The 18,966-nt window shown below is 61.2% G+C and carries 18 protein-coding genes; 12 read left to right on the top strand and 6 right to left on the bottom strand.

Annotated elements, in window-relative coordinates:
• Positions 1-94 precede the first annotated feature (94 nt).
• Positions 95-979: a CNNM family magnesium/cobalt transport protein CorC gene (gene corC, locus BS300_RS12070; RefSeq protein ID WP_071913023.1), complete on the top strand. Its 885-nt coding sequence runs from the start codon at positions 95-97 to the stop codon at positions 977-979.
• Between the two features lie 140 nt (positions 980-1,119).
• The gene (gene lnt / locus BS300_RS12065) at positions 1,120-2,664 is read left to right on the top strand and encodes an apolipoprotein N-acyltransferase (RefSeq protein ID WP_071913022.1); all 1,545 of its coding nucleotides are present in this window, start codon (positions 1,120-1,122) and stop codon (positions 2,662-2,664) included.
• A 95-nt stretch (positions 2,665-2,759) separates the two neighbouring features.
• On the opposite strand, the gene BS300_RS12060 is transcribed toward lnt, so the two are convergent.
• From BS300_RS12060 to BS300_RS12045, 4 genes are all read right to left on the bottom strand, one after another.
• Positions 2,760-3,263 carry an N-acetyltransferase gene (locus tag BS300_RS12060; RefSeq protein ID WP_071913020.1) on the bottom strand — a complete coding sequence of 168 codons (504 nt, stop codon included), beginning with the start codon at positions 3,261-3,263 and terminating at the stop codon, positions 2,760-2,762.
• 40 nt (positions 3,264-3,303) lie between these two features.
• Positions 3,304-4,485, bottom strand: coding sequence for a MerR family transcriptional regulator (locus BS300_RS12055; protein WP_071913017.1), 1,182 nt, complete (start codon positions 4,483-4,485; stop codon positions 3,304-3,306).
• A 161-nt stretch (positions 4,486-4,646) separates the two neighbouring features.
• Entirely contained in the window at positions 4,647-6,377 is a 1,731-nt protein-coding gene (gene recJ, locus BS300_RS12050; protein ID WP_071913014.1) for a single-stranded-DNA-specific exonuclease RecJ, read from the bottom strand.
• Positions 6,343-6,990: a disulfide isomerase DsbC N-terminal domain-containing protein gene (locus tag BS300_RS12045; RefSeq protein WP_071913196.1), complete on the bottom strand. Its 648-nt coding sequence runs from the start codon at positions 6,988-6,990 to the stop codon at positions 6,343-6,345. The genes recJ and BS300_RS12045 overlap by 35 nt, the downstream gene beginning before the upstream one ends.
• 318 nt (positions 6,991-7,308) lie before the next feature.
• Here BS300_RS12045 and mscL point away from each other — a divergent pair, with 318 nt between their 5' ends.
• Positions 7,309-7,719 carry a large-conductance mechanosensitive channel protein MscL gene (gene mscL / locus BS300_RS12040; RefSeq protein ID WP_041209969.1) on the top strand — a complete coding sequence of 137 codons (411 nt, stop codon included), beginning with the start codon at positions 7,309-7,311 and terminating at the stop codon, positions 7,717-7,719.
• Between the two features lie 75 nt (positions 7,720-7,794).
• Here the strand turns inward: mscL and xerD are convergent, their stop codons facing one another.
• Positions 7,795-8,694, bottom strand: coding sequence for a site-specific tyrosine recombinase XerD (xerD, locus tag BS300_RS12035; RefSeq protein WP_071913013.1), 900 nt, complete (start codon positions 8,692-8,694; stop codon positions 7,795-7,797).
• Positions 8,695-8,911: 217 nt separating this feature from the next.
• Here xerD and fldB point away from each other — a divergent pair, with 217 nt between their 5' ends.
• The 3 genes from fldB (at position 8,912) to BS300_RS12020 (ending at position 12,413) form a co-directional block, all read left to right on the top strand.
• Positions 8,912-9,430 carry a flavodoxin FldB gene (gene fldB / locus BS300_RS12030; RefSeq protein WP_033112705.1) on the top strand — a complete coding sequence of 173 codons (519 nt, stop codon included), beginning with the start codon at positions 8,912-8,914 and terminating at the stop codon, positions 9,428-9,430.
• Positions 9,431-9,672: 242 nt separating this feature from the next.
• On the top strand, positions 9,673-11,073 hold the full coding sequence (locus BS300_RS12025; protein ID WP_071913011.1) for a TldD/PmbA family protein: 1,401 nt from the start codon (positions 9,673-9,675) through the stop codon (positions 11,071-11,073).
• Positions 11,073-12,413 carry a metallopeptidase TldD-related protein gene (locus BS300_RS12020; protein ID WP_071913008.1) on the top strand — a complete coding sequence of 447 codons (1,341 nt, stop codon included), beginning with the start codon at positions 11,073-11,075 and terminating at the stop codon, positions 12,411-12,413. The genes BS300_RS12025 and BS300_RS12020 overlap by 1 nt, the downstream gene beginning before the upstream one ends.
• A 74-nt stretch (positions 12,414-12,487) precedes the next feature.
• Here the strand turns inward: BS300_RS12020 and BS300_RS12015 are convergent, their stop codons facing one another.
• Complete coding sequence (locus BS300_RS12015) at positions 12,488-12,976, bottom strand: zinc ribbon-containing protein (protein WP_041209964.1); 489 nt, start codon at positions 12,974-12,976, stop codon at positions 12,488-12,490.
• Between the two features lie 145 nt (positions 12,977-13,121).
• Here BS300_RS12015 and leuS point away from each other — a divergent pair, with 145 nt between their 5' ends.
• The 6 genes from leuS (at position 13,122) to rlmH (ending at position 18,887) form a co-directional block, all read left to right on the top strand.
• A complete protein-coding gene (gene leuS / locus BS300_RS12010) occupies positions 13,122-15,698 on the top strand; it encodes a leucine--tRNA ligase (protein WP_071913006.1) in 2,577 nt (858 codons plus the stop codon).
• A gap of 97 nt (positions 15,699-15,795) precedes the next feature.
• A complete protein-coding gene (gene lptE / locus BS300_RS12005; protein WP_071913004.1) occupies positions 15,796-16,278 on the top strand; it encodes an LPS assembly lipoprotein LptE in 483 nt (160 codons plus the stop codon).
• Positions 16,278-17,315, top strand: a complete 1,038-nt coding sequence (gene holA, locus BS300_RS12000) for a DNA polymerase III subunit delta (RefSeq protein ID WP_071913003.1) — start codon at positions 16,278-16,280, stop codon at positions 17,313-17,315. Before lptE ends, holA begins: the two co-directional genes overlap by 1 nt.
• Positions 17,309-17,959, top strand: a complete 651-nt coding sequence (gene nadD, locus BS300_RS11995; protein ID WP_041209960.1) for a nicotinate-nucleotide adenylyltransferase — start codon at positions 17,309-17,311, stop codon at positions 17,957-17,959. The genes holA and nadD overlap by 7 nt, the downstream gene beginning before the upstream one ends.
• A gap of 97 nt (positions 17,960-18,056) precedes the next feature.
• Positions 18,057-18,398: a ribosome silencing factor gene (gene rsfS / locus BS300_RS11990; RefSeq protein WP_033112713.1), complete on the top strand. Its 342-nt coding sequence runs from the start codon at positions 18,057-18,059 to the stop codon at positions 18,396-18,398.
• A gap of 21 nt (positions 18,399-18,419) precedes the next feature.
• Positions 18,420-18,887: a 23S rRNA (pseudouridine(1915)-N(3))-methyltransferase RlmH gene (rlmH, locus tag BS300_RS11985; RefSeq protein ID WP_005335166.1), complete on the top strand. Its 468-nt coding sequence runs from the start codon at positions 18,420-18,422 to the stop codon at positions 18,885-18,887.
• Positions 18,888-18,966: the final 79 nt, after the last annotated feature.

Raw genomic sequence — 18,966 nt, 5'->3', positions numbered from 1 at the left:
AGCATGGCGGTTCATCGGCTTGAAACAGATGGCTGCCATCCTCATATAGCTGAAGTGAAATCCCCGTATATTCAATGAGTAACCAAGAGAAAAAATGACCGACGATCACCCTAGTACCGGCTCGCCGAAGAAAACCTGGCTCGACAAGCTCAGCCAACTCTTCCAGGGCGAGCCAAAAGACCGCAATGATTTGGTGGAAGTGATAGCCGATGCCGAAGAGCGTGACCTTATCGATCAGGACACCAAGGACATGATCGAAGGGGTGCTGGAGATCGCCGATCTCCGGGTTCGCGACATCATGATCCCCCGCTCCCAGATGGTCACCATCGAGAAGTCCCAGCCGATCGACGAGATCCTGCCGGTGATCATCGAGTCGGGTCACTCCCGCTTCCCGGTGATCAACGAGGACAAGGACCATGTCGAGGGCATTCTGCTCGCCAAGGATCTGCTCCCCTTCGGTTTCGGTGGCCACCATGCCAGCGAGCCGCTGCAGCTGGAGAAGGTCCTGCGCCCCACGGTGATCGTCCCCGAGAGCAAGCGTGTTGATCGCCTGCTCAAGGAGTTTCGTGAAGAGCGCTACCACATGGCCATCGTGGTCGACGAGTTTGGTGGCGTCTCCGGTCTGGTGACCATTGAAGACATTCTGGAACTTATCGTTGGCGAGATCGACGACGAGTTTGACGACATCGAGGACGAACCGGACGAGATCCGCCGCCTCAGCAAGCGGGTCTTCTCCATCAGCGCCCTGACCGAGATCGAGGATTTTAACGACTTCTTCGGCACCAAGTTCAGCGATGAAGAGGTGGATACGGTCGGTGGTCTGGTGATGCACGCCTTCAGCCACCTGCCCAAGAAGGGCGAGGAGATCGAGCTGGACGGCTACCTGTTCAAGGTGATGCATGCCGACAAGCGCCGCCTGCAGCAGTTGCAGGTGAAGATCCCCGAGAACCACGCCGTGGCGCAATCTGAGCCCCAGTAAGTCGCCCGAGCGAATTGAACAACGCCCCGACCTCGGGGCGTTGTGCTATCTGGACGGCTCGAGGCTCGCCGTTGGCAACCGTACAGGGTAAGATACCGGCCATTCGACCCAGTTGCAGACCAAGACGAGCACCATCGCCCGTGAGATTATCTCCTGTTACTTCAAAAATTCTGTTAAGCCTCGGTGCGTTGGCCTCTGGTGCCATCGCTGTGCTGGCCTTCTCCCCCTTCGGCTACTGGCCGCTGGTTATTCCTTCCCTGCTCGGCCTCTACGCCCTGCTGGACAAGGCCAGCCCCAAACAGGCGGCCTGGCGCGGCTTTGGCTACGCCATGGGGCTGTTCTTGCCGGGTCTGTGGTGGATCCACGTCAGCATGACCGAATTTGGCGGCATACCGCTGCCGGTCGCTTTCGTGCTGCTGGCTGGTCTGTCAGCCTATCTGGCGCTCTATCCGACGCTGGCCTGCTGGGCCTTTGCCCGCTTCTTCAGCGGTCGTCACTGGAGCCGCTGGCTGCTCGCCTTCCCGGCACTCTGGCTGCTGGCCGACTGGCTGCGCGGCTGGGTGATGACCGGCTTCCCATGGCTCTGGTTTGGCTACACCCAGATCGACGGCCCGCTCAAGGGATTTGCTCCCATTCTCGGGGTACAGGGCATCACCCTGGCACTGCTATTCTGTGCCTCCGCCATCTGGCTGGTGTGGAAGTCCCGCTCGCCACTGTGGCTGGCGGTGCCCGCCCTGCTGGCTGCCGGTGCTCACGGCCTGATGCAGCTCAACTGGGTAACCCGTGGCGAACCGGTCAAGGTGGCGCTGGTGCAGGGCAATATCGCCCAGTCCCTCAAGTGGGATCCGGAGGCGCTGGCCCCCACGGTACGCACCTATCAGGATTTGAGCCGCGACAATCAGGATGCCGATATCATCGTCTGGCCCGAGTCGGCGATCCCGGCCCTCGAAAAAGCCATGGGCCCCTATCTGGAGAACCTCGACAAGGCGATGAAGGTGAACGAGACCGGACTGCTGGCAGGGATCATCCACTACGACGAGGATAAGCAACGCTTCTACAATACCGTGCTCGGCATGGGGGTACAGGATGCGGATGGCAAGGAGTCCTACTTCTACGGCCACCCCAACCGCTACAACAAGTACCACCTGCTGCCCATCGGCGAGTTCGTGCCGTTTGAAGATCTGCTGCGCCCCATCGCCCCCTTCTTCAACCTGCCGATGTCCTCTTTCAGCCGGGGTGACGAGGTGCAACCGAACCTGATCGCCAAGGGGCTCAAGTTTGCCGCCGCCATCTGCTACGAGATCATCTTCCCGGAAGAGGTGCGCCGTAACGTCAACCCGGATACCGACTTCCTGCTGACCGTCTCCAACGACGCCTGGTTCGGCACCAGCATCGGCCCCTGGCAGCATATGGAGATCGCCCGGATGCGGGCGCTGGAGCTGGCTCGTCCGCTGCTGCGCGACACCAACACCGGCATCACTATCGTTACCGAGATCGATGGCAGCATCATCGGCCAGATCCCGCAGTTCGAAGCGGGTGTGCTGCGCAGCGAAGTACGCCCGGCCCACGGTGCCACCCCCTACATGCGCTTTGGCAACTGGCCTCTCTACGGCCTGACCGTGCTGCTGCTGGGTCTGGCACTGGCGCTGCGCCCCAAGGCGCACCCCTGGGCCCGCGAGCTCTGAGCGCATGTTAAAGTCGCACCATAAAGACGAGAGGCGCCATAAGGCGCCTCATTTTTTATCCAGACATTACGGCCTTTGACCGCAATTCAATCTTGTTATCCCTGATTGAAAGCCGGGTGGTAGTTTACCTCACCACGGGCACTGGCCGCACCAAACGACATGGCCATAAAGTACTCGGGTGGCACGCCGGGCAGCGTCAACTCCGGCTTGGGCACGAAACCGAAACGACCGTAGAAACCGGGATCCCCCAGCACCACGCAGCCTGCAGCCCCTTTCCTCTTGAGCTCGGCCAGACCCGCTTCCATCAAGTGTGACCCTATCCCCTTGCCGTGCAGCTCGGGAGAGACGGAAATGGGGCCAAGGCCATACCAGCGCTCGCTGCCATCACTGATGGTCACCGGCGAAAAGCAGAGGTGGCCGACCACTTGGCCCTCCAGCTCTGCCACCAGCGACAGGCTGAGTGCCCCGGCTTGGCGCAAGGCGCGCACGATCAGCTGCTCGTTGTGATCGGTATGGGGGGCATTGAGGAATGCGGCCACGGTCACTGCTTCAATGACGTCGTGATCGGCCCCTGTTTCGGGCCGAATGATGATGTTCATCGGTGTTCTCCGTTTGTTCTCTTTAAAATAGATGGCCTGATCAGGCGGCCTGCAGACAGCAGATCACATAGCCGTAACTGCCCAGATATTGGCGGTGGATGGCTATTTCCCGACTTAAGTCCTGCCATGCGGGACTCTCCCCCAGCTCGTCACGATAGCGCGCCAGATTGCGCTCGATGGGGTCCAGATAGTTGTGCCAGGCCTTTTGCGGCAACTGGGTGTGCGACAGACAGCGATAACCCGCCTCTTGCACCGTCTTCAGCAGGCCCGCCAGCGTCTGCATGGCGGGGTAATCCTGCTGCCAGAATGCCAATGCCTCCTCGGGCGGGTTATCGGTCAGCCAGACCGCATCACTCAGCACGATACAAGCCTGCGGGCTTGCGAGCAGCGGACGCCACGCCTTCAGCGCATTGGCAACGCCCATCACATAGGCGCTCCCCTCTGCCCAGATGAGGTCGGCCGGAGCCAGATCGTCCGGCAGTGCCGCCATGTTGGCACAGAGGGTGGTGACATGCTCAAAGCCCGCCGCACGGGCAGAGTTGGCCACGGCGGCCAGAGCCTCCTCTTCCAGATCGATGGCCACTATGGCGGCATCGGTCACCTGAGCCAGCGCCATGGTCGAGGCACCCCGTCCGCAGCCCATGTCGAGGATCCGGCGCGGCCGGATGGGCAAGGCGGCAAACTGCTGCTGGGTGAAGACGCGATCCCCCGGCCCCCAGTAACTCATGCCATCCAGCAGCTGGATAAAGTCCTTGATGTAACGCTCATGTTCATTCATGTCTTTGCTGAGCCACTGCAAGTGGTAGCGATCCTTCTCGCTAAAACCCTGTTTCATCACCCAAGCGAAGTAGGCCTCCGGTGCCTCGCGCTGCAGTTGCAGCTGCCAGGCCTTGAATTCCTCACCGGAGTGCGCACGCAAACCGGCGAGATCCGCCAGCAGATCCCGGGCGCGCTGCATCCTCGCCAGCTCATCATCGAGCTCCCTGACCCGGGCTTCCAGCGTTGCCTGCTCCAGCTCGCCAGCCAGACAGGCGAGGCACTGCTTGAGGCTGAGCCCACCCGCCTGCAGGGCCTGTACCATCTGCAACCGCTGCAGATCTTCATCGTCGTAGTGGCGATAACCGTTGGCGCCCCTCGTTCCCGCAATCACCCCCAGCTTCTCGTAATAGAGCAGGGTGGAGCGGGCCAGGCCGCAGCGCCGGGCCAGTTCGGATATTTTCATGACAACCACTCGCTGAGGGGTCTGTGACCCGATGAAGGGAAGCTTAAACTGTGAAGCTATAGACAGGTCAACGCCCTTTTCCAGAGCGCCGCCAACAAAAACGGCCACCCGAAGGTGGCCGTCGTCAGCGATGTCAGCGACAAAGCAGCGATGCTCCCGGCTCAGAGACCGGCCGCCTCCAGATGCTCCACCAGCAGCTGCACACTGCGGTTGCCGCGCCACTCGTTGACATCGAGCCGGTAGACCAGCCGCACCCGTTTGACCGAGGCATCGGGCCAACGCTTGAGATCGACCCCGAAGGCGATGGCATCCACCGCATGGCCGGAATCGGTAGTCAGCATCATCTTGAGGTGCTTCTCCCCCACCAACCGCTGCTGTACCAGCACGAATTCACCGTCAAACAGTGGCTCGGGGAAGGCCTGACCCCAGGGGCCGGAGGCGCGGATCAGCTCCGCCAGCTCGATATTGAGCTCGTCCGGCAAGAGCTCGCCATCGGTGAGCAGCACCCCGGTCAAGAGCTCGGGGGTCACCAGCTCGCTGATGACCGTCTCGAAAGCCCGCCCGAACGCTTCGATATTGGCCTTGGGTAGAGTCAACCCCGCCGCCATGGCGTGGCCGCCAAACTTGCCCATCAGCCCCGGGTGGCGGGTATCGAGCAGTTCCAGCGCATCGCGCAGATGCACCCCGGGGATGGAGCGGCCAGAGCCCTTGAGCTCGGTCTCGCTGCTCTCGGCAAAGGCGATGACCGGGCGGTAGTACTTTTCCTTCACCTTGGAGGCCACCAGCCCCACTACTCCCTGATGCCACTCATTGCGGTGCAGCACGATGCCCGACGGCACCTCGCCATCGCGAAACCGGATCTGCTCCAGGGTGGCAAGCGCCTCCTGCTGCATCCCCTGCTCGATCTCCTTGCGTTCCTGATTGAGGCTGTCCATCTCGGAGGCGAGCTGGCGCGCCAGATTGAGATCATCGCAGAGCAGACAGGCGACCCCGAGCGACATGTCATCGAGGCGCCCCACCGCGTTGAGGCGCGGCCCCAGCGCAAAACCAAGGTCGGCGGCGGTAAGACGGCGACCATCGCGGCCCGACACATCCACCAGCGCCTGAATGCCGGGGCGACAGCGCCCAGCCCGGATCCGCTGCAAACCCTGATGGACCAGAATGCGGTTGTTGCCGTCGAGCGCCACCACGTCGGCCACCGTACCGAGGGCCACCAGATCGAGGTAATCCGCCACATTGGGGGCCACGATGCCGAGCCGCTCATACCAGCCGGAGTGCTTGAGGTGAGTATTGAGCGCCGCCATCAGGTAGAAGGCGACCCCGACACCGGCCAGCGACTTGGAGGGGAAATCGCAGCCGCGCTGGTTGGGATTGACGATGGCATCGGCGTCAGGCAACTCCTGACCCGGCAAATGGTGATCGGTAACCAGTACCTGCATGCCGGCCGCCTTGGCCGCCGCCACCCCGGCGATGCTGGAGATGCCGTTATCCACCGTGATCAGGAACTCGGCGCCGCGGGCCACCGCCAGCTCGACGATCTCGGGGGTAAGGCCGTATCCGAACTCGAAGCGGTTGGGCACCAGAAAATCGATATGGCGGCCGCCCATAGCGCGCAGGGCCAGCACGCACAGCGCCGAGCTGGTGGCGCCATCGCAGTCAAAGTCACCGACGATGAGGATCCGCTTCTGGGCGGCCAGCGCGTCGGCCAGCAGCGGCACCGCCTGCTCCATGCCATAGAGGCGCTGGGGTGGCAGCAGCGAGCTGGCGCTGCGCTCGAGCAGGACGGGATCGTCTACGCCACGGCTGGCGAAGATTTGGCGAAGCAGCGGATGCAGGTTGGCGGGCAGATGGGAATCATCAACTCGCGGACGACGACGAATGTGCAGAGGCATCAAAATTATCCAGTATCTTGAGCAGTTGTTCAGGGCTCTGGTAACCCCGCACCAGATCTCCTTCAGAGGAGATCCAGGCCGGCAGTACCTTTACCCCCAACCATTGGCTCAGGCCAATATTTTGGATAAGGGTCTCACTACATTCCTTTTGAGGCAAATAAGCTTTGAAGGGCGAATTTTGCAGCAGGGGATCGCTGCACCAGTCGGTGGCTCGCTCGGCATGGTCAATGACCGGATAGATCGCGATGCTCACCCCGGATGCCTGCAGATGTTGCAGAGTACCGGGTAGCTGACGCCGTACCGCATCCTTCTCGCCAAGAAACAACGCGACCCGATGACGCTCATCCCGGGCCTTGAGCACAATGGGAGCATGGGCTGCCTGCGCCAATCCCAGTCGACGCTGAGTGCGCATGCCGGAGATGGTCAGGTTCTTCATGTCCCGAGTCATGTCCAGCATGACCCCCTGTACCAGATAATCCCCTTTGGCATCGCTATAGAGCACCCCCTTGGAGGTGCCCAGCATATACAGGCCCGCAATAGGCGTCTGATCCACCGTATATACGGATATCCCCAGCCTGGTGGATATGGCTGTTTTCAAGGCCTGGGGATCCATCCCCGCTTTGGCAGTAAATGTGCACAAAAGCATCATTCCCAGTAGTAAATACTTCACTCTTTTACTCACGTGGCATGAATGAATGGACTCAACAAAGTACAGCAGCACAGTTCAGTATTCAACCTGCTATTTATCGAAAAATTAATATCAGGTTGAACCAAAAAATCACGCCCCCCTGATTGCCAAGCAGAGCCAACCTCAGCAAGCTAGTCAGGGAGAACAGGTGGCATGTGCTCTTGCTACCCTGCTCCCGATAGCGGATCGCCGCCAGAACAAGGCGCGGCCGCTACGCTAGTGTGCTTAATTTCGGAGGAAAGAATGAGTCTGATACAAGAGTTCAAGGCCTTTGCATCCAGAGGCAACGTGATCGATATGGCGGTCGGTATCATTATTGGTGCCGCCTTCGGCAAGATTGTCTCCTCCTTCGTCGGTGACGTGATCATGCCGCCTATCGGCCTGATCCTGGGCGGTGTGGACTTCAGCGACCTGGCAGTCACCCTGAAGGCTGCCGAAGGCAGCGCTCCTGCCGTGGTCATTGCCTACGGCAAGTTCATCCAGACCATCATCGATTTTCTGATCATCTCCTTCGCCATCTTTATGGGACTGAAGGCCATCAATACCCTGAAGAAAAAGCAGGAGGAGGAAGCAGCCGCCCCCGCAGCACCGACCAAGGATCAGGAGCTGCTGACCGAGATCCGCGACCTGCTGAAAGCCCAGCAGGGCAAATAAGCGTCACTTCCCGTCGTGTATTCATAAAAAAACCGCCCGCAGGCGGTTTTTTGTTTTGTTGGCCACCCAACCCGCTCAGGCCCGCGGGTGATGCTCGCCATGGAGCGCCTTGAGCCGCTCGTTGGCGACATGGGTGTAGATCTGGGTAGTGGAGAGATCTGCGTGGCCCAGCAGCATCTGCACCACCCGCAGATCGGCGCCGTGGTTGAGCAGGTGGGTGGCAAAGGCGTGGCGCAGGGTATGGGGGGATAACTCGCCGTTGATCCCGGCCCGCTGGGCATAGAGCTTGATGCGGTGCCAGAAGGTCTGGCGGGTCATCATCCGGGCCAGTTTGGAGGGGAAAACCACATCCGAGCTGGTACCACCGAGCAGCAGAGTTCGCCCCTCCCGGTAGTAGCGTTCCAGCCAGTACATCGCCTCCTCGCCCATGGGCACCAACCGCTCCTTGTTGCCTTTGCCCACCACCCGCACCAGCCCCTGCCGCAGGCTGACATGCTCGGCAGTCAGCCCCACCAGCTCGGAGACCCGCAAGCCAGTGGCGTAGAGCAGCTCCAGCATCGCCTTGTCCCGCAGCTCCAGCGGATCATCCACCAGCGGCGCCGTCAACAGCGCTTCCACTTCCGCTTCGCTCAGATCGGAGGGGAGCTTCTTGGGCAGCTTGGGCCCCTCCAGCAGTACGGTAGGGTCGTCGCTGCGCAGCTTCTCGCGGTTGAGGTACTGATAGAAGCGGCGCAGGGCCGACAGAAAGCGGGCCGTACTGCTGGCGGCAAACTGATTATCGACCCGCCACGCGAGATAGTGCTGGATCTCGTCCATCCCCGCCAGCAGCAGGGAGCTGCCCTGCTTATCGAGCCAGAGGGAGAATTTTTCCAGATCGGTGCGATAGGAGCTGACCGTGTTGTCGGAGAGGCCCCGCTCCAGCCAGAGGGCATCGAGAAAGGGTTCAATCAGGGGATGTGGCTCGGGCTTGCTCATGGTCGGTCGCAGTCAGAAGAACAGTGGCCCATTGTAACGCCTCTGCTTGCCGGATGTGCAAGCCGCTTGCCGCGACCTGATCTGCCCGTGATATCGGGCGGTGAAGGAGCGCAGCCAATCTGCTAGACTGGCGCCCTCCCCTTATGTTGCCCATCGTGTTGCCAACAGGTGCAGCCCACACGAGCAAGCGAGAAAGCGCCAAAAGAGATAAAGAGCGATGAAGATTGGTCTGTTTTACGGTTCTACCACCTGCTACACCGAGATGGCTGCCGAGAAGATCCGCGCCCTTATCGGCCCCGAGCTGGTGGATATCCACAACATCAAGGATGTCTCCCTGCGCCTGATGGAGGATTACGAGGTTTTGATCCTCGGCATCTCTACCTGGGATTTCGGCGAGCTGCAGGAGGATTGGGAGTCCCGCTGGGAAGATATTGGCGACCTCCATCTGGAGGGGCGTATCGTCGCCCTGTTTGGCCTCGGCGACCAGCTGGGTTATGGCGAATGGTTCCAGGATGCCCTCGGCATGCTGCACGATCAGCTGGTGCCCAGAGGGGTCAAGCTGGTGGGTTACTGGCCCAACGAAGGCTACGAGTTCGATGCCTCCAAGGCGCTGATTGATGATGGCCGCCACTTCGTCGGCCTGGCCCTCGACGATGCCAACCAGTATGACCAGACCGACTCCCGCATCGAGCAGTGGGTCGACCAGATCCTGACCGAAATTCACGAGCTGCTCTGACCCGAGCGGCCTGTCCGGCATCCCAGCCTGTGCGGATGCCGGCTTCCTCCCCTTCTTTCCCCTCTCTTAAATCCTCCTTTGCCGCCAATGCGGTCGCAGTTATCGCATCGATTTTTTCAATCGGTATCATCCGCTGACGCCATAGCGACATTTGAGTAACGCTCTGCAACAATGGGGCAGCTACACCATCACGCTCGAATCCGGGTCGCGAAGGCTGAGACCCGCCCAGAAAAGGAGATCCTATGACGCCACTCTCCCTGTTGGCCCCCGCCATCGCCCGCGACGTGCTCGATCACGCGCTGGCACTCGGGGCCGATTTCGCCGAGCTGTTTGTCGAGCGCAAGCGCCGCAGCCAGCTCAGCCTGCTCTCCAGCCAGATAGAGAACATCAGCGGTGGCCTCGATTTCGGCATCGGCGTGCGCCTCTGCTATGGCCACAAGGTGCTCTATGGCTACACCAATCTGGCCAGCCGCGACGAGCTGCTGCGTATCGTCACCCTGCTGGCGGCCAAAGACCGCCGCGACCCGGTGGTGACCGCCACCGCCTTCGATTTCACCCGCCTGACCGACCGCAACCCGGTCGCGCTGCCCCTGTCGGCCGACAAGCTGCTGGAGCAGAAGATTGCCTACCTGCACGCCATGGATGCGGTGGCCCGCGCCGAGAGCAGCAAGGTGAGCCAGTTCTCCGGCAACGTGCTGGGCTGGGAGCAGGAGGTGGAGATCTTCAACAGCGAAGGACTGCAGGTGGCCGATCGCCGCCACTACAACCGCATCATGGCCCAGACCATCGCCCGCGAAGGGAGCGAGCAGAGCGTCGGCTATGAGGCACCGGGCGCCCTGATGGGCTGGGAACATGCCGCACGCATCGATCCGCGCGAGCTGGCCCTCACCGCCACCCGTCAGGCACTGGTGAAACTGGGGGCGGCCCCCTGCCCGAGCGGCACCCTGCCGGTCATCATGGAGAACGGCTTTGGCGGCGTCATCTTCCACGAGGCGTGCGGCCACCTGCTGGAGACCACCTCGGTGGCCAAAAAGGCCTCGGTATTCCACGACAAGATGGGCCAGCTCATCGCCAATCCGGTGGTCAATGCGGTGGACGAGGGGCTGCAAGGCAACGTCTGGGGCTCCATCAACGTCGATGATGAGGGGATGGCGACCCAGCATACCCAGCTCATCAAGGACGGTGTGCTGACCGGTTTTCTGGTGGACAGAATGGGGGCGCTGAAGACAGGTTATGCCCGCACCGGCTCGGGTCGGCGCGAATCGTACAAGTACGCCCCCACCTCGCGCATGCGCAACACCTATATCGAGCCGGGCAACCACAGCCTCGACGACATGCTGGCCACGGTGGAGCACGGCATCTACGCCAAAAAGATGGGGGGCGGCTCGGTACAGCCCGGCACCGGCGAGTTCAACTTCAACGTGCAGGAGGCCTACCTCATCGAGCACGGCAAGATCACCAGACCGCTCAAGTCGGCCACCCTGATCGGCACCGGCCCGCAGGTGCTGAAAGAGATCTCCATGGTGGGCAGCAATCTGGCGCTGGCCGCCGGCATGTGCGGCTCGGTCTCGGGCTCGGTGCCAACCTCGGTGGGCCAGCCGGCACTCAAAGTGGACAATATTCTGGTGGGAGGGAACGCCTGATGAGCCAACTCGACATGAACCAACTGCTCACCCGCCTGCTGGACAAGGTGGCCGATCTCAACGCCGAAGCGGACATCATCGCCAATCAGGAGAGAGCCTTCTCCCTCAAGGCCGACAAGGGCGAGCTGGGTGAATACAAGGTAACCAGCAGCCAGCAACTCGGCATTCGCCTGATAAAAGAGGGCCGGGTCGGCATCGCCTACTCGGAAGCGCTCGATGAGCGGGCGCTCGATGCCATGCTGCAGGATGCGCTGGATGCAAGCCGCTTTGCCAAGGTAGACCCGGATCAGCGCATCTCGGTGGCCAATAGCCGGCTCACCACAGATTGCGAAGAGATCAATCAACCCGATACCACGCCGGTTGAGGAGAAGATCGCCCTGGCCCTGCGCCTGGAGTCAGACATGCTGGCCATGCCCGATGTGAGCGGCGCCCCCTACAACAGCTTCTTTGAAGGGGAGAGCCAGCTCTGGCTCGCCAACAGTCAAGGCACCCTCTGCCAGCACGGCGAGTTCAGCGTCGGCTGCTACACCTCGGCGCTGGTCGAACGGGATGGCCGCCAGTCGATGCACTCGCAGGGGCAGTATGGCCGTCGCTTCGACGAGCTGGATAGCCAGCGGCTCATCGCGCAGATCTATGCCGTCGCCAGCGACCTGCTGCCGGGCGAGGCGGTACCAAGTGGTCGCTACAGCGTCATCTTCAGTACCAACTGCTTCGCCAGCCTGTTTGGCTGCTTTCAGGGGGTACTGTCGGGCAAGTGGGCCCAGCAGGGGATCAACCCATGGCGGGAGAAGGTGGGGCAGAGCGTCGCCTCGCGCTGGCTCACCCTGGAGAGCCGGGTCTATATGCCGGGCGGCATGAACATCAAGGCGTTTGATGGCGAGGGGGCGGCCACCTCGGATCTGCTGCTGATTGGCGACGGTGAGCTGAAGACCCTGCTCCACAACAGCGCCACCGCCCATCACTTTGGTGTGGCCAGCAACGGCTCGGCCGCCCGCGGCGCCCGCAGCGCCCTCGATGTGACCGCTCGCCATCTGGTGTTTGGCGCCGGGTCTCACAGCGAAGCGGAGGTGCAGAGCGGCGACTATCTGGAGCTGGTCAAACTCGATGGTCTGCACTCGGGGGCCGATGCGGTGAGCGGCGACTTCTCCTTTGGCGCATCAGGATTCCTCTGTCGCGACGGAGTGCGCCTGCAGCCGGTACGCGGCATCACGGTGGCGGGCAACTTCTACCGCCTGCTGGGTGAGCTGGAAGCGGTCGGCGATACTCTGCACCACAACGATGGCAAGGGCTTCTACGCCCCGCTGATCCGTTTTGGCGGCCTCTCCGTCGCGGGCAAGTAATCCAGCCCATCAATAGAAAAAGGCGCCTGATGGCGCCTTTTTGCTTGTTATCTCGTCCGCATTGATGGCATGACTCAGGGTGAGAGCGGTTCGCGGTGATACTCGGCGCAGCCGCATTCGGGGCAGGTATCGAGCTGCTCGGGATGGAGCACGGTATGGCGCCAACCACACTGGTCGCACACCATGACCCCGAGCCCCACCCAGTCGCCCGCCTCATAGACGCCCTTGTGCTCCAGCTCGTCGGCCAGCTCGCGCCACTCCACCTGGGCACGGTCAGTCACATCCGCCAACCAGGACCAGGCGGTATCTTTGAGCGCCAGCATAAAGGCAGACTCCTCCACCTGCTCATCCTTGCGCCCCTCGTCATAGTTGCCCAGATCCCGCTTCACATACTCGGCGATCAGCGCCAGTTCGTCCTGAGTGAGGTCGCTGGCCGCTTCCAGATAGGCCTGAACGCGGGCAATCATCCGGTTGAGGCGCTCCCCCTGGAACTGCTCTGTCTCTTGCCACTGCTTTTGCAGTTCGGCAATGAAGGTTTCATACCCTTTTTGACGTTTGTCCATGGCTGTTACTCCTCTGCTAAATCCCTTTCTGGCCCGGCTTCAGGCTTGACGGATGCTGGCGGTTGTTGCCGCCGCAGGATATGGGTATTCTATTGCGATTTCCCAGCTGATTTATCTATTCATTTCACAGATCCGGATGTCACCAATGCAAGAGCAATACGTTCCCCAATCAATCGAACCAGCAGTGCAGAAGCACTGGGATGCCAAGAAAACCTTCAAGGCCGTGGAAAAAGTAGACAAAGAGAAGTTCTACTGCCTCTCCATGTTCCCCTATCCGTCTGGTCGTCTACACATGGGGCACGTTCGCAACTACACCATAGGTGATGTGATCTCCCGTTATCAACGCCTCAATGGCAAGAACGTGCTGCAACCCATCGGTTGGGATGCGTTCGGTCTGCCGGCGGAAAACGCCGCCATCAAGAACAACACGGCGCCGGCCCCCTGGACCTACGAAAACATCGAATACATGAAGAACCAGCTGAAGATGCTGGGTCTGGGTTATGACTGGGATCGTGAAGTCGCCACCTGCAAGCCGGACTACTACCGCTGGGAGCAGTGGTTCTTCACCAAGCTCTACGAGAAGGGTCTGGTCTACAAGAAGACCTCCTCCGTCAACTGGTGCCCGAACGACATGACCGTGCTGGCCAACGAGCAGGTTGTCGACAACTGCTGCTGGCGCTGTGACACCCCGGTGGAGCAGAAAGAGATCCCCCAGTGGTTCATCAAGATCACCGACTACGCCGAAGAGCTGCTGAACGATATCGACAACCTCGAAGGCTGGCCAGAGATGGTCAAGACCATGCAGCGCAACTGGATTGGCCGCTCCGAAGGGGTCAACATCAGCTTCAATATCGAGGGTCATGCTGATCAGCTGGAGGTCTATACCACCCGTCCGGACACCTTCATGGGCGTCACCTATGTCGGTATCGCCGCAGGCCACCCGCTGGCCCTGCAGGCCGCCGAAAACAATCCGGAACTGGCCGCCTTTATCGAAGAGTGCAAGAACACCAAGGTAGCCGAAGCCGAACTGGCCACCATGGAGAAGAAGGGCATGGCCACCGGTCTCTACGCCATTCACCCGCTGGATGGCCGCAAGGTGCCGGTCTGGGTCGCCAACTTCGTGCTTATGAACTATGGCACCGGCGCCGTGATGGCGGTTCCGGCCCACGACCAGCGTGACTTCGAATTCGCCACCAAATATGGCCTCGACATCAAGGCGGTCATCAAGCCGGTTGATGGCGACGTCGACGTGAGCGAAGCCGCTTACACCGAGAAGGGCGTGTTGTTCAACTCCAGCGAGTTTGACGGTCTCGACTTCCAGGGCGCCTTTGATGCCATCGCCAACAAGCTGGAAACACTGGGCAAGGGCAAGCGCACCGTCAACTTCCGTCTGCGCGACTGGGGAGTTTCCCGTCAGCGCTACTGGGGTGCCCCCATCCCGATGCTGACTCTGGCTGACGGTACCGTGGTGCCGACGCCGGAAGATCAGCTGCCGGTACTGCTGCCGGAAGATGTGGTGATGGATGGTATCCAGAGCCCGATCAAGGCCGACGCCGAGTGGGCCAAGACCACTTACAACGGTCAGGAAGCGTTCCGCGAAACCGATACCTTCGACACCTTCATGGAGTCCTCCTGGTACTACGCGCGCTACTGCTCTCCGGACTACGACAAGGGCATGCTGGATCCGGCGGCAGCCAACCACTGGCTGCCGGTGGATCAGTACATCGGCGGCATCGAGCACGCCTGTATGCACCTGCTCTACGCCCGCTTCTTCCACAAGCTGCTGCGTGACGCAGGTCTCGTGAACAGTGACGAGCCGTTCAAGCGTCTGCTCTGCCAGGGCATGGTGCTGGCCGATGCCTTCTACTACAAGGACGAGAAGGGCGGCAACGTCTGGGTCAGCCCGACCGACGTCAAGGTAGAGCGTGACGAGAAGGGTCGCATCACCAAGGCCATCGATAACGAAGGCCGCGAAGTGATTCACTCCGGTATGACCAAGATGTCCAAGTCCAAGAACAACGGCATCGACCCGCAGCTGATGGTCGAGCGTTACGGCGCCGATACCGTCCGTCTGTTCATGATGTTCGCCTCTCCGGCCGAGATGACCCTGGAGTGGTCCGACTCCGGCGTAGAGGGCGCCCAGCGCTTCCTGCGTCGCCTGTGGCGCACTACCTTCGAGCACGTCTCCGGTGGCGCCGTTGCCGCGCTGGATCTGGCTGCCCTCTCCAACGAGCAGAAAGCCATTCGCCGCGAGCTGCACAAAACCATCGCCAAGGTGAGCGACGACGTGGGTCGCCGTCAGACCTTCAACACCGCCATCGCCGCCATCATGGAGCTGATGAACAATCTCTCCAAGCTGGGCAACGACGAGCAGGATCGCGCCCTGATGCAGGAAGCGCTGGAATCGGTCGTGGTCATGCTCTACCCCATCACCCCGCACATCGGCTTCGAGCTGTGGAAGATGCTGGGCAAGGGCGACGACGTGGATCACGCTGCATGGCCGGTGGCCGATGAAGCGGCCATGGTCGAGACCGAGAAGCTGGTCGTGGTGCAGATCAATGGCAAGATGCGCGGCAAACTGACCGTACCGGCCGAAATCAGTCAGGCCGACGTCGAGAAGCTGGCCATGGCCGATGCCTCCGTGCAGAAGTTCACCGACGGTCTGACCGTGCGCAAGGTGATCTATGTACCGGGCAAGCTGCTCAACATTGTCGCCAACTGATCGGTCGACAACGAGCGTTGCCAATCTGTGACAGCAAACGGATGATAACGGCGGGCCCTGCGCCCGCCGCTTTCCCTTAATGCAAAGAGGATTTTCTATGGGCACCATCTTCACCCGCTGGATGGCCATCGTGCTGGCAGCCCTGCTGCTGCAAGGCTGCGGTTTTCACATGCGTGGCACCGGCATTCCGGCCGAGCTGAAGACCATGAAGGTCGTGGGCGACAACAAGAGCGACTTCTACCGGATGGTCACCACCCGCCTCAAGGCGTCAGGGGTTACCCTGGCCGACAAGGAGGGGATCCCGGTACTGACCCTGGGCGGCATCGGTGCCAGCAGTCAGGTCGCCTCGGTCAACGCACAGGGTGTCGACACCGAGTATGTACTGGGCTTCAGCACCCAGTTCACCGTCTCGGTGCCGGGCAAGCCGACTCAGGTTTTCCCCATCAACTTCAACCGCAGCTTCCTCAACAAGCCCGATGCAGCGCTCGCCTCTTCCCGTGAGCAGGAGCAGCTCAACCGCGAGATGCAGGAGCAGGCGGCCAATCAGGTGATCCGGCAGTTGAGTCAGGTCAGCTTCTGATGCGGATCTACCCGGAACAGTTTGGTGACCACCTCAAAGCAGGGCTTCGGCCCTGCTATCTCGTTTTTGGTGACGAACCCCTGCTGCGACTGGAAGCCATCGACGCCATCCGTCAGGTCGCCCGCAAACAGGGATTCGATGAACGCCACACCTTCGTGGTGGAGCAGGGGCTGGACTGGAATCAGGTCTACGACGCCTGTCAGGCGATGAGCCTTTTTTCTGCCCGCCAAATCATTGAACTGGAACTGCCCGCCAAGGTCGACAAGGATCTCGCTGCCCGTATCAGCGACATTGGCAAGCAGCTCCACCCCGACCTGCTGCTGGTACTGAGCGGCGGTCGTCTCAACCAGACCCAGATGAAAGCAGCCTGGTTCGACAAGCTCTACCAGATCGGTACCTATGTGCCGGTCAACCACCCGGAGCCCAAGTTCTTTCCACGCTGGATGAGCGCCCGCTTCCAGCGTTTTGGCCTCAAGGCGCTGCCCGATGCCATCAACTTCATGTGCCACTCCTACGAGGGCAACCTGCTGGCCGCGAGCCAGGAGATCGAGAAGCTGACCCTGCTCTCGCCGCCCCAGCCCATCAGCGTCACCTATCTGCAGGAGACCATCATCCGCCACGCCCACTTCACCCCGTTCCAGCTGGTCGATACCCTGCTGGAAGGGAAAGTGAACCGGGCCCAGCGCATTCTGGCCGCTCTGCGGGCCGAAGGCACCGAGCCGGGGATGCTGGCATGGACCCTCTGTCGCGAGCTGGAGCAGCTGACCGAACTGTCGCTGGCGATGCGCAACGGCCAGCCACTGGGGGAGCACTTCAGCCGCCTGCGCATCTGGCAGAGCCGCCAGCAGCTCATTCAACAGGCGCTGACCCGGCTTCCCTTCGCCAAGCTGCAGCAGCTGTGGCAGCTGATGGCGCAACTTGATGACGCCCAGCGCCGCTTTGATACCGAGCAGGCCTGGCTGATGCTGCAGACCATAGCACTCGGCTTTCGTGATGGTACGCCCCTGCCGCTGGCGATGGAGAGTGCGCCATGCTAAAGGCGCCTATTGGTCTGCTGGGGGGCACGTTCGACCCTATCCATATCGGCCATCTGCGCCCCGCCATCGAGGCGCGCGATGCGATAGGTCTGGCGGAAGTGCGGCTGATCCCGAACCATATACCGCCCCACCGCGCCAACCCGCACTGCTCCAGCGAGCAGCGTCTGGCCATGGTCAGGCTGGCGGCGGCAGAGAACCGCCACTTCGTGGTGGATGAGCGGGAGCTTTGGCGCGACAAGCCCTCCTACACCATCGATACCCTGATCGAGCTGCGTCAGGAGCTGCCCGATACGCCGCTCTGCTTCTTGATGGGGATGGACTCGCTGCTTGGCCTGCCCGGCTGGCACCGCTGGCGGGAGCTGCTCGACTACGCCCATCTGGTGGTGAGCACCCGCCCCGGCTGGCAACCCGATTATCCGGCCGAACTGGCTGAACTGCTGGCCCGTCATCAGGTCAAAGAGGTAGCCGCACTGCACCGGCAACGGGCAGGCCATATCTGGTTGGCCAGCAACCAACCGATTGAATTGTCTGCTACCCGGCTGCGCGAGCTGCTGGCGGCGGGAGAAGATCCCCGCTACCTCTTGCCCGAGCCGGTTGCGCACTATATTGATCAACAGGGGCTCTACCGCGCCATCTGCCGGTAAGACTCCCCAGCTGTCCCGTTCCGGTAGGAAACGGGAGTGACCATGATATAATCCGCCGCCCTCACGCTGTCAGGCGCCGGAATACAGGAGAGACTCATTGCAAGGCCAAGAACTTCACGCCTTTATCATCGACAAGATTGATGACATGAAAGGCCGCGATATCATCACCCTCGATGTACGCGGCAAATCCAGCATCACTGACACCATGATCGTCTGCTCCGGCAACTCCAACCGTCACGTCTGCGCCATCGCCAACCATCTGGCCAGTGAAGCCCGTCATGCCGGGCTCGACCTGCTGAGCGTGGAAGGCGAGCTGAGCGGAGAGTGGGTACTGGTAGATATGGGATCGGTGATCGTGCATGTGATGCAGGATGAACATCGTGACTTCTACCAGCTGGAAAAACTGTGGGGCGGTGCCGCTCAAGTGAACACGCAATAACGAGAGCAGCAAAGTACCGACATGAAGATTCAGTTGATCGCGGTGGGCACCAAGATGCCCGCCTGGGTAGAGCATGGCTTTGAAGAGTATCGCCGCCGCTTCCCGAAAGACATGCCGTTCGAGCTGGTGGAGATTGGCGCCGGCAAACGGGGCAAAAATGCCGATATTCCCCGCATTCTGCAAAAAGAGGGGGAAGCCATGCTGGCTGCCGCTGGCCGCTCGCGCATCGTCACCCTCGACATTCCGGGCAAGCCATGGACCACGGAGCAGCTGGCGACCCAGCTGGAGGCGTGGAAGCTCGATGGCCGCGATGTAGCCCTGCTGGTAGGCGGGCCGGAAGGCTTGTCGCCGGAGTGCAAGGCAGCCGCAGAGCAGAGCTGGTCGCTCTCGCCGCTGACCCTGCCCCACCCGCTGGTGCGGGTACTGGTCGCCGAGAGCCTCTACCGTGCCTGGAGCATTACCACCAATCACCCGTATCACAGGGAGTGAGCCAGGATGTGGCTCACCCTCCCCGACACACAAGCGAATCACAGAGAGTGAACAATGCCGCTCCTGCTGTTATTGCCCC

It is taken from the genome of Aeromonas sp. SCS5, assembly GCF_001887375.1.
GTDB classification, from domain to species: domain Bacteria; phylum Pseudomonadota; class Gammaproteobacteria; order Enterobacterales; family Aeromonadaceae; genus Aeromonas; species Aeromonas jandaei.
Note: the sequence above shows the minus strand (reverse complement) of the source record. Positions and strands in the feature narration are given on the sequence as shown.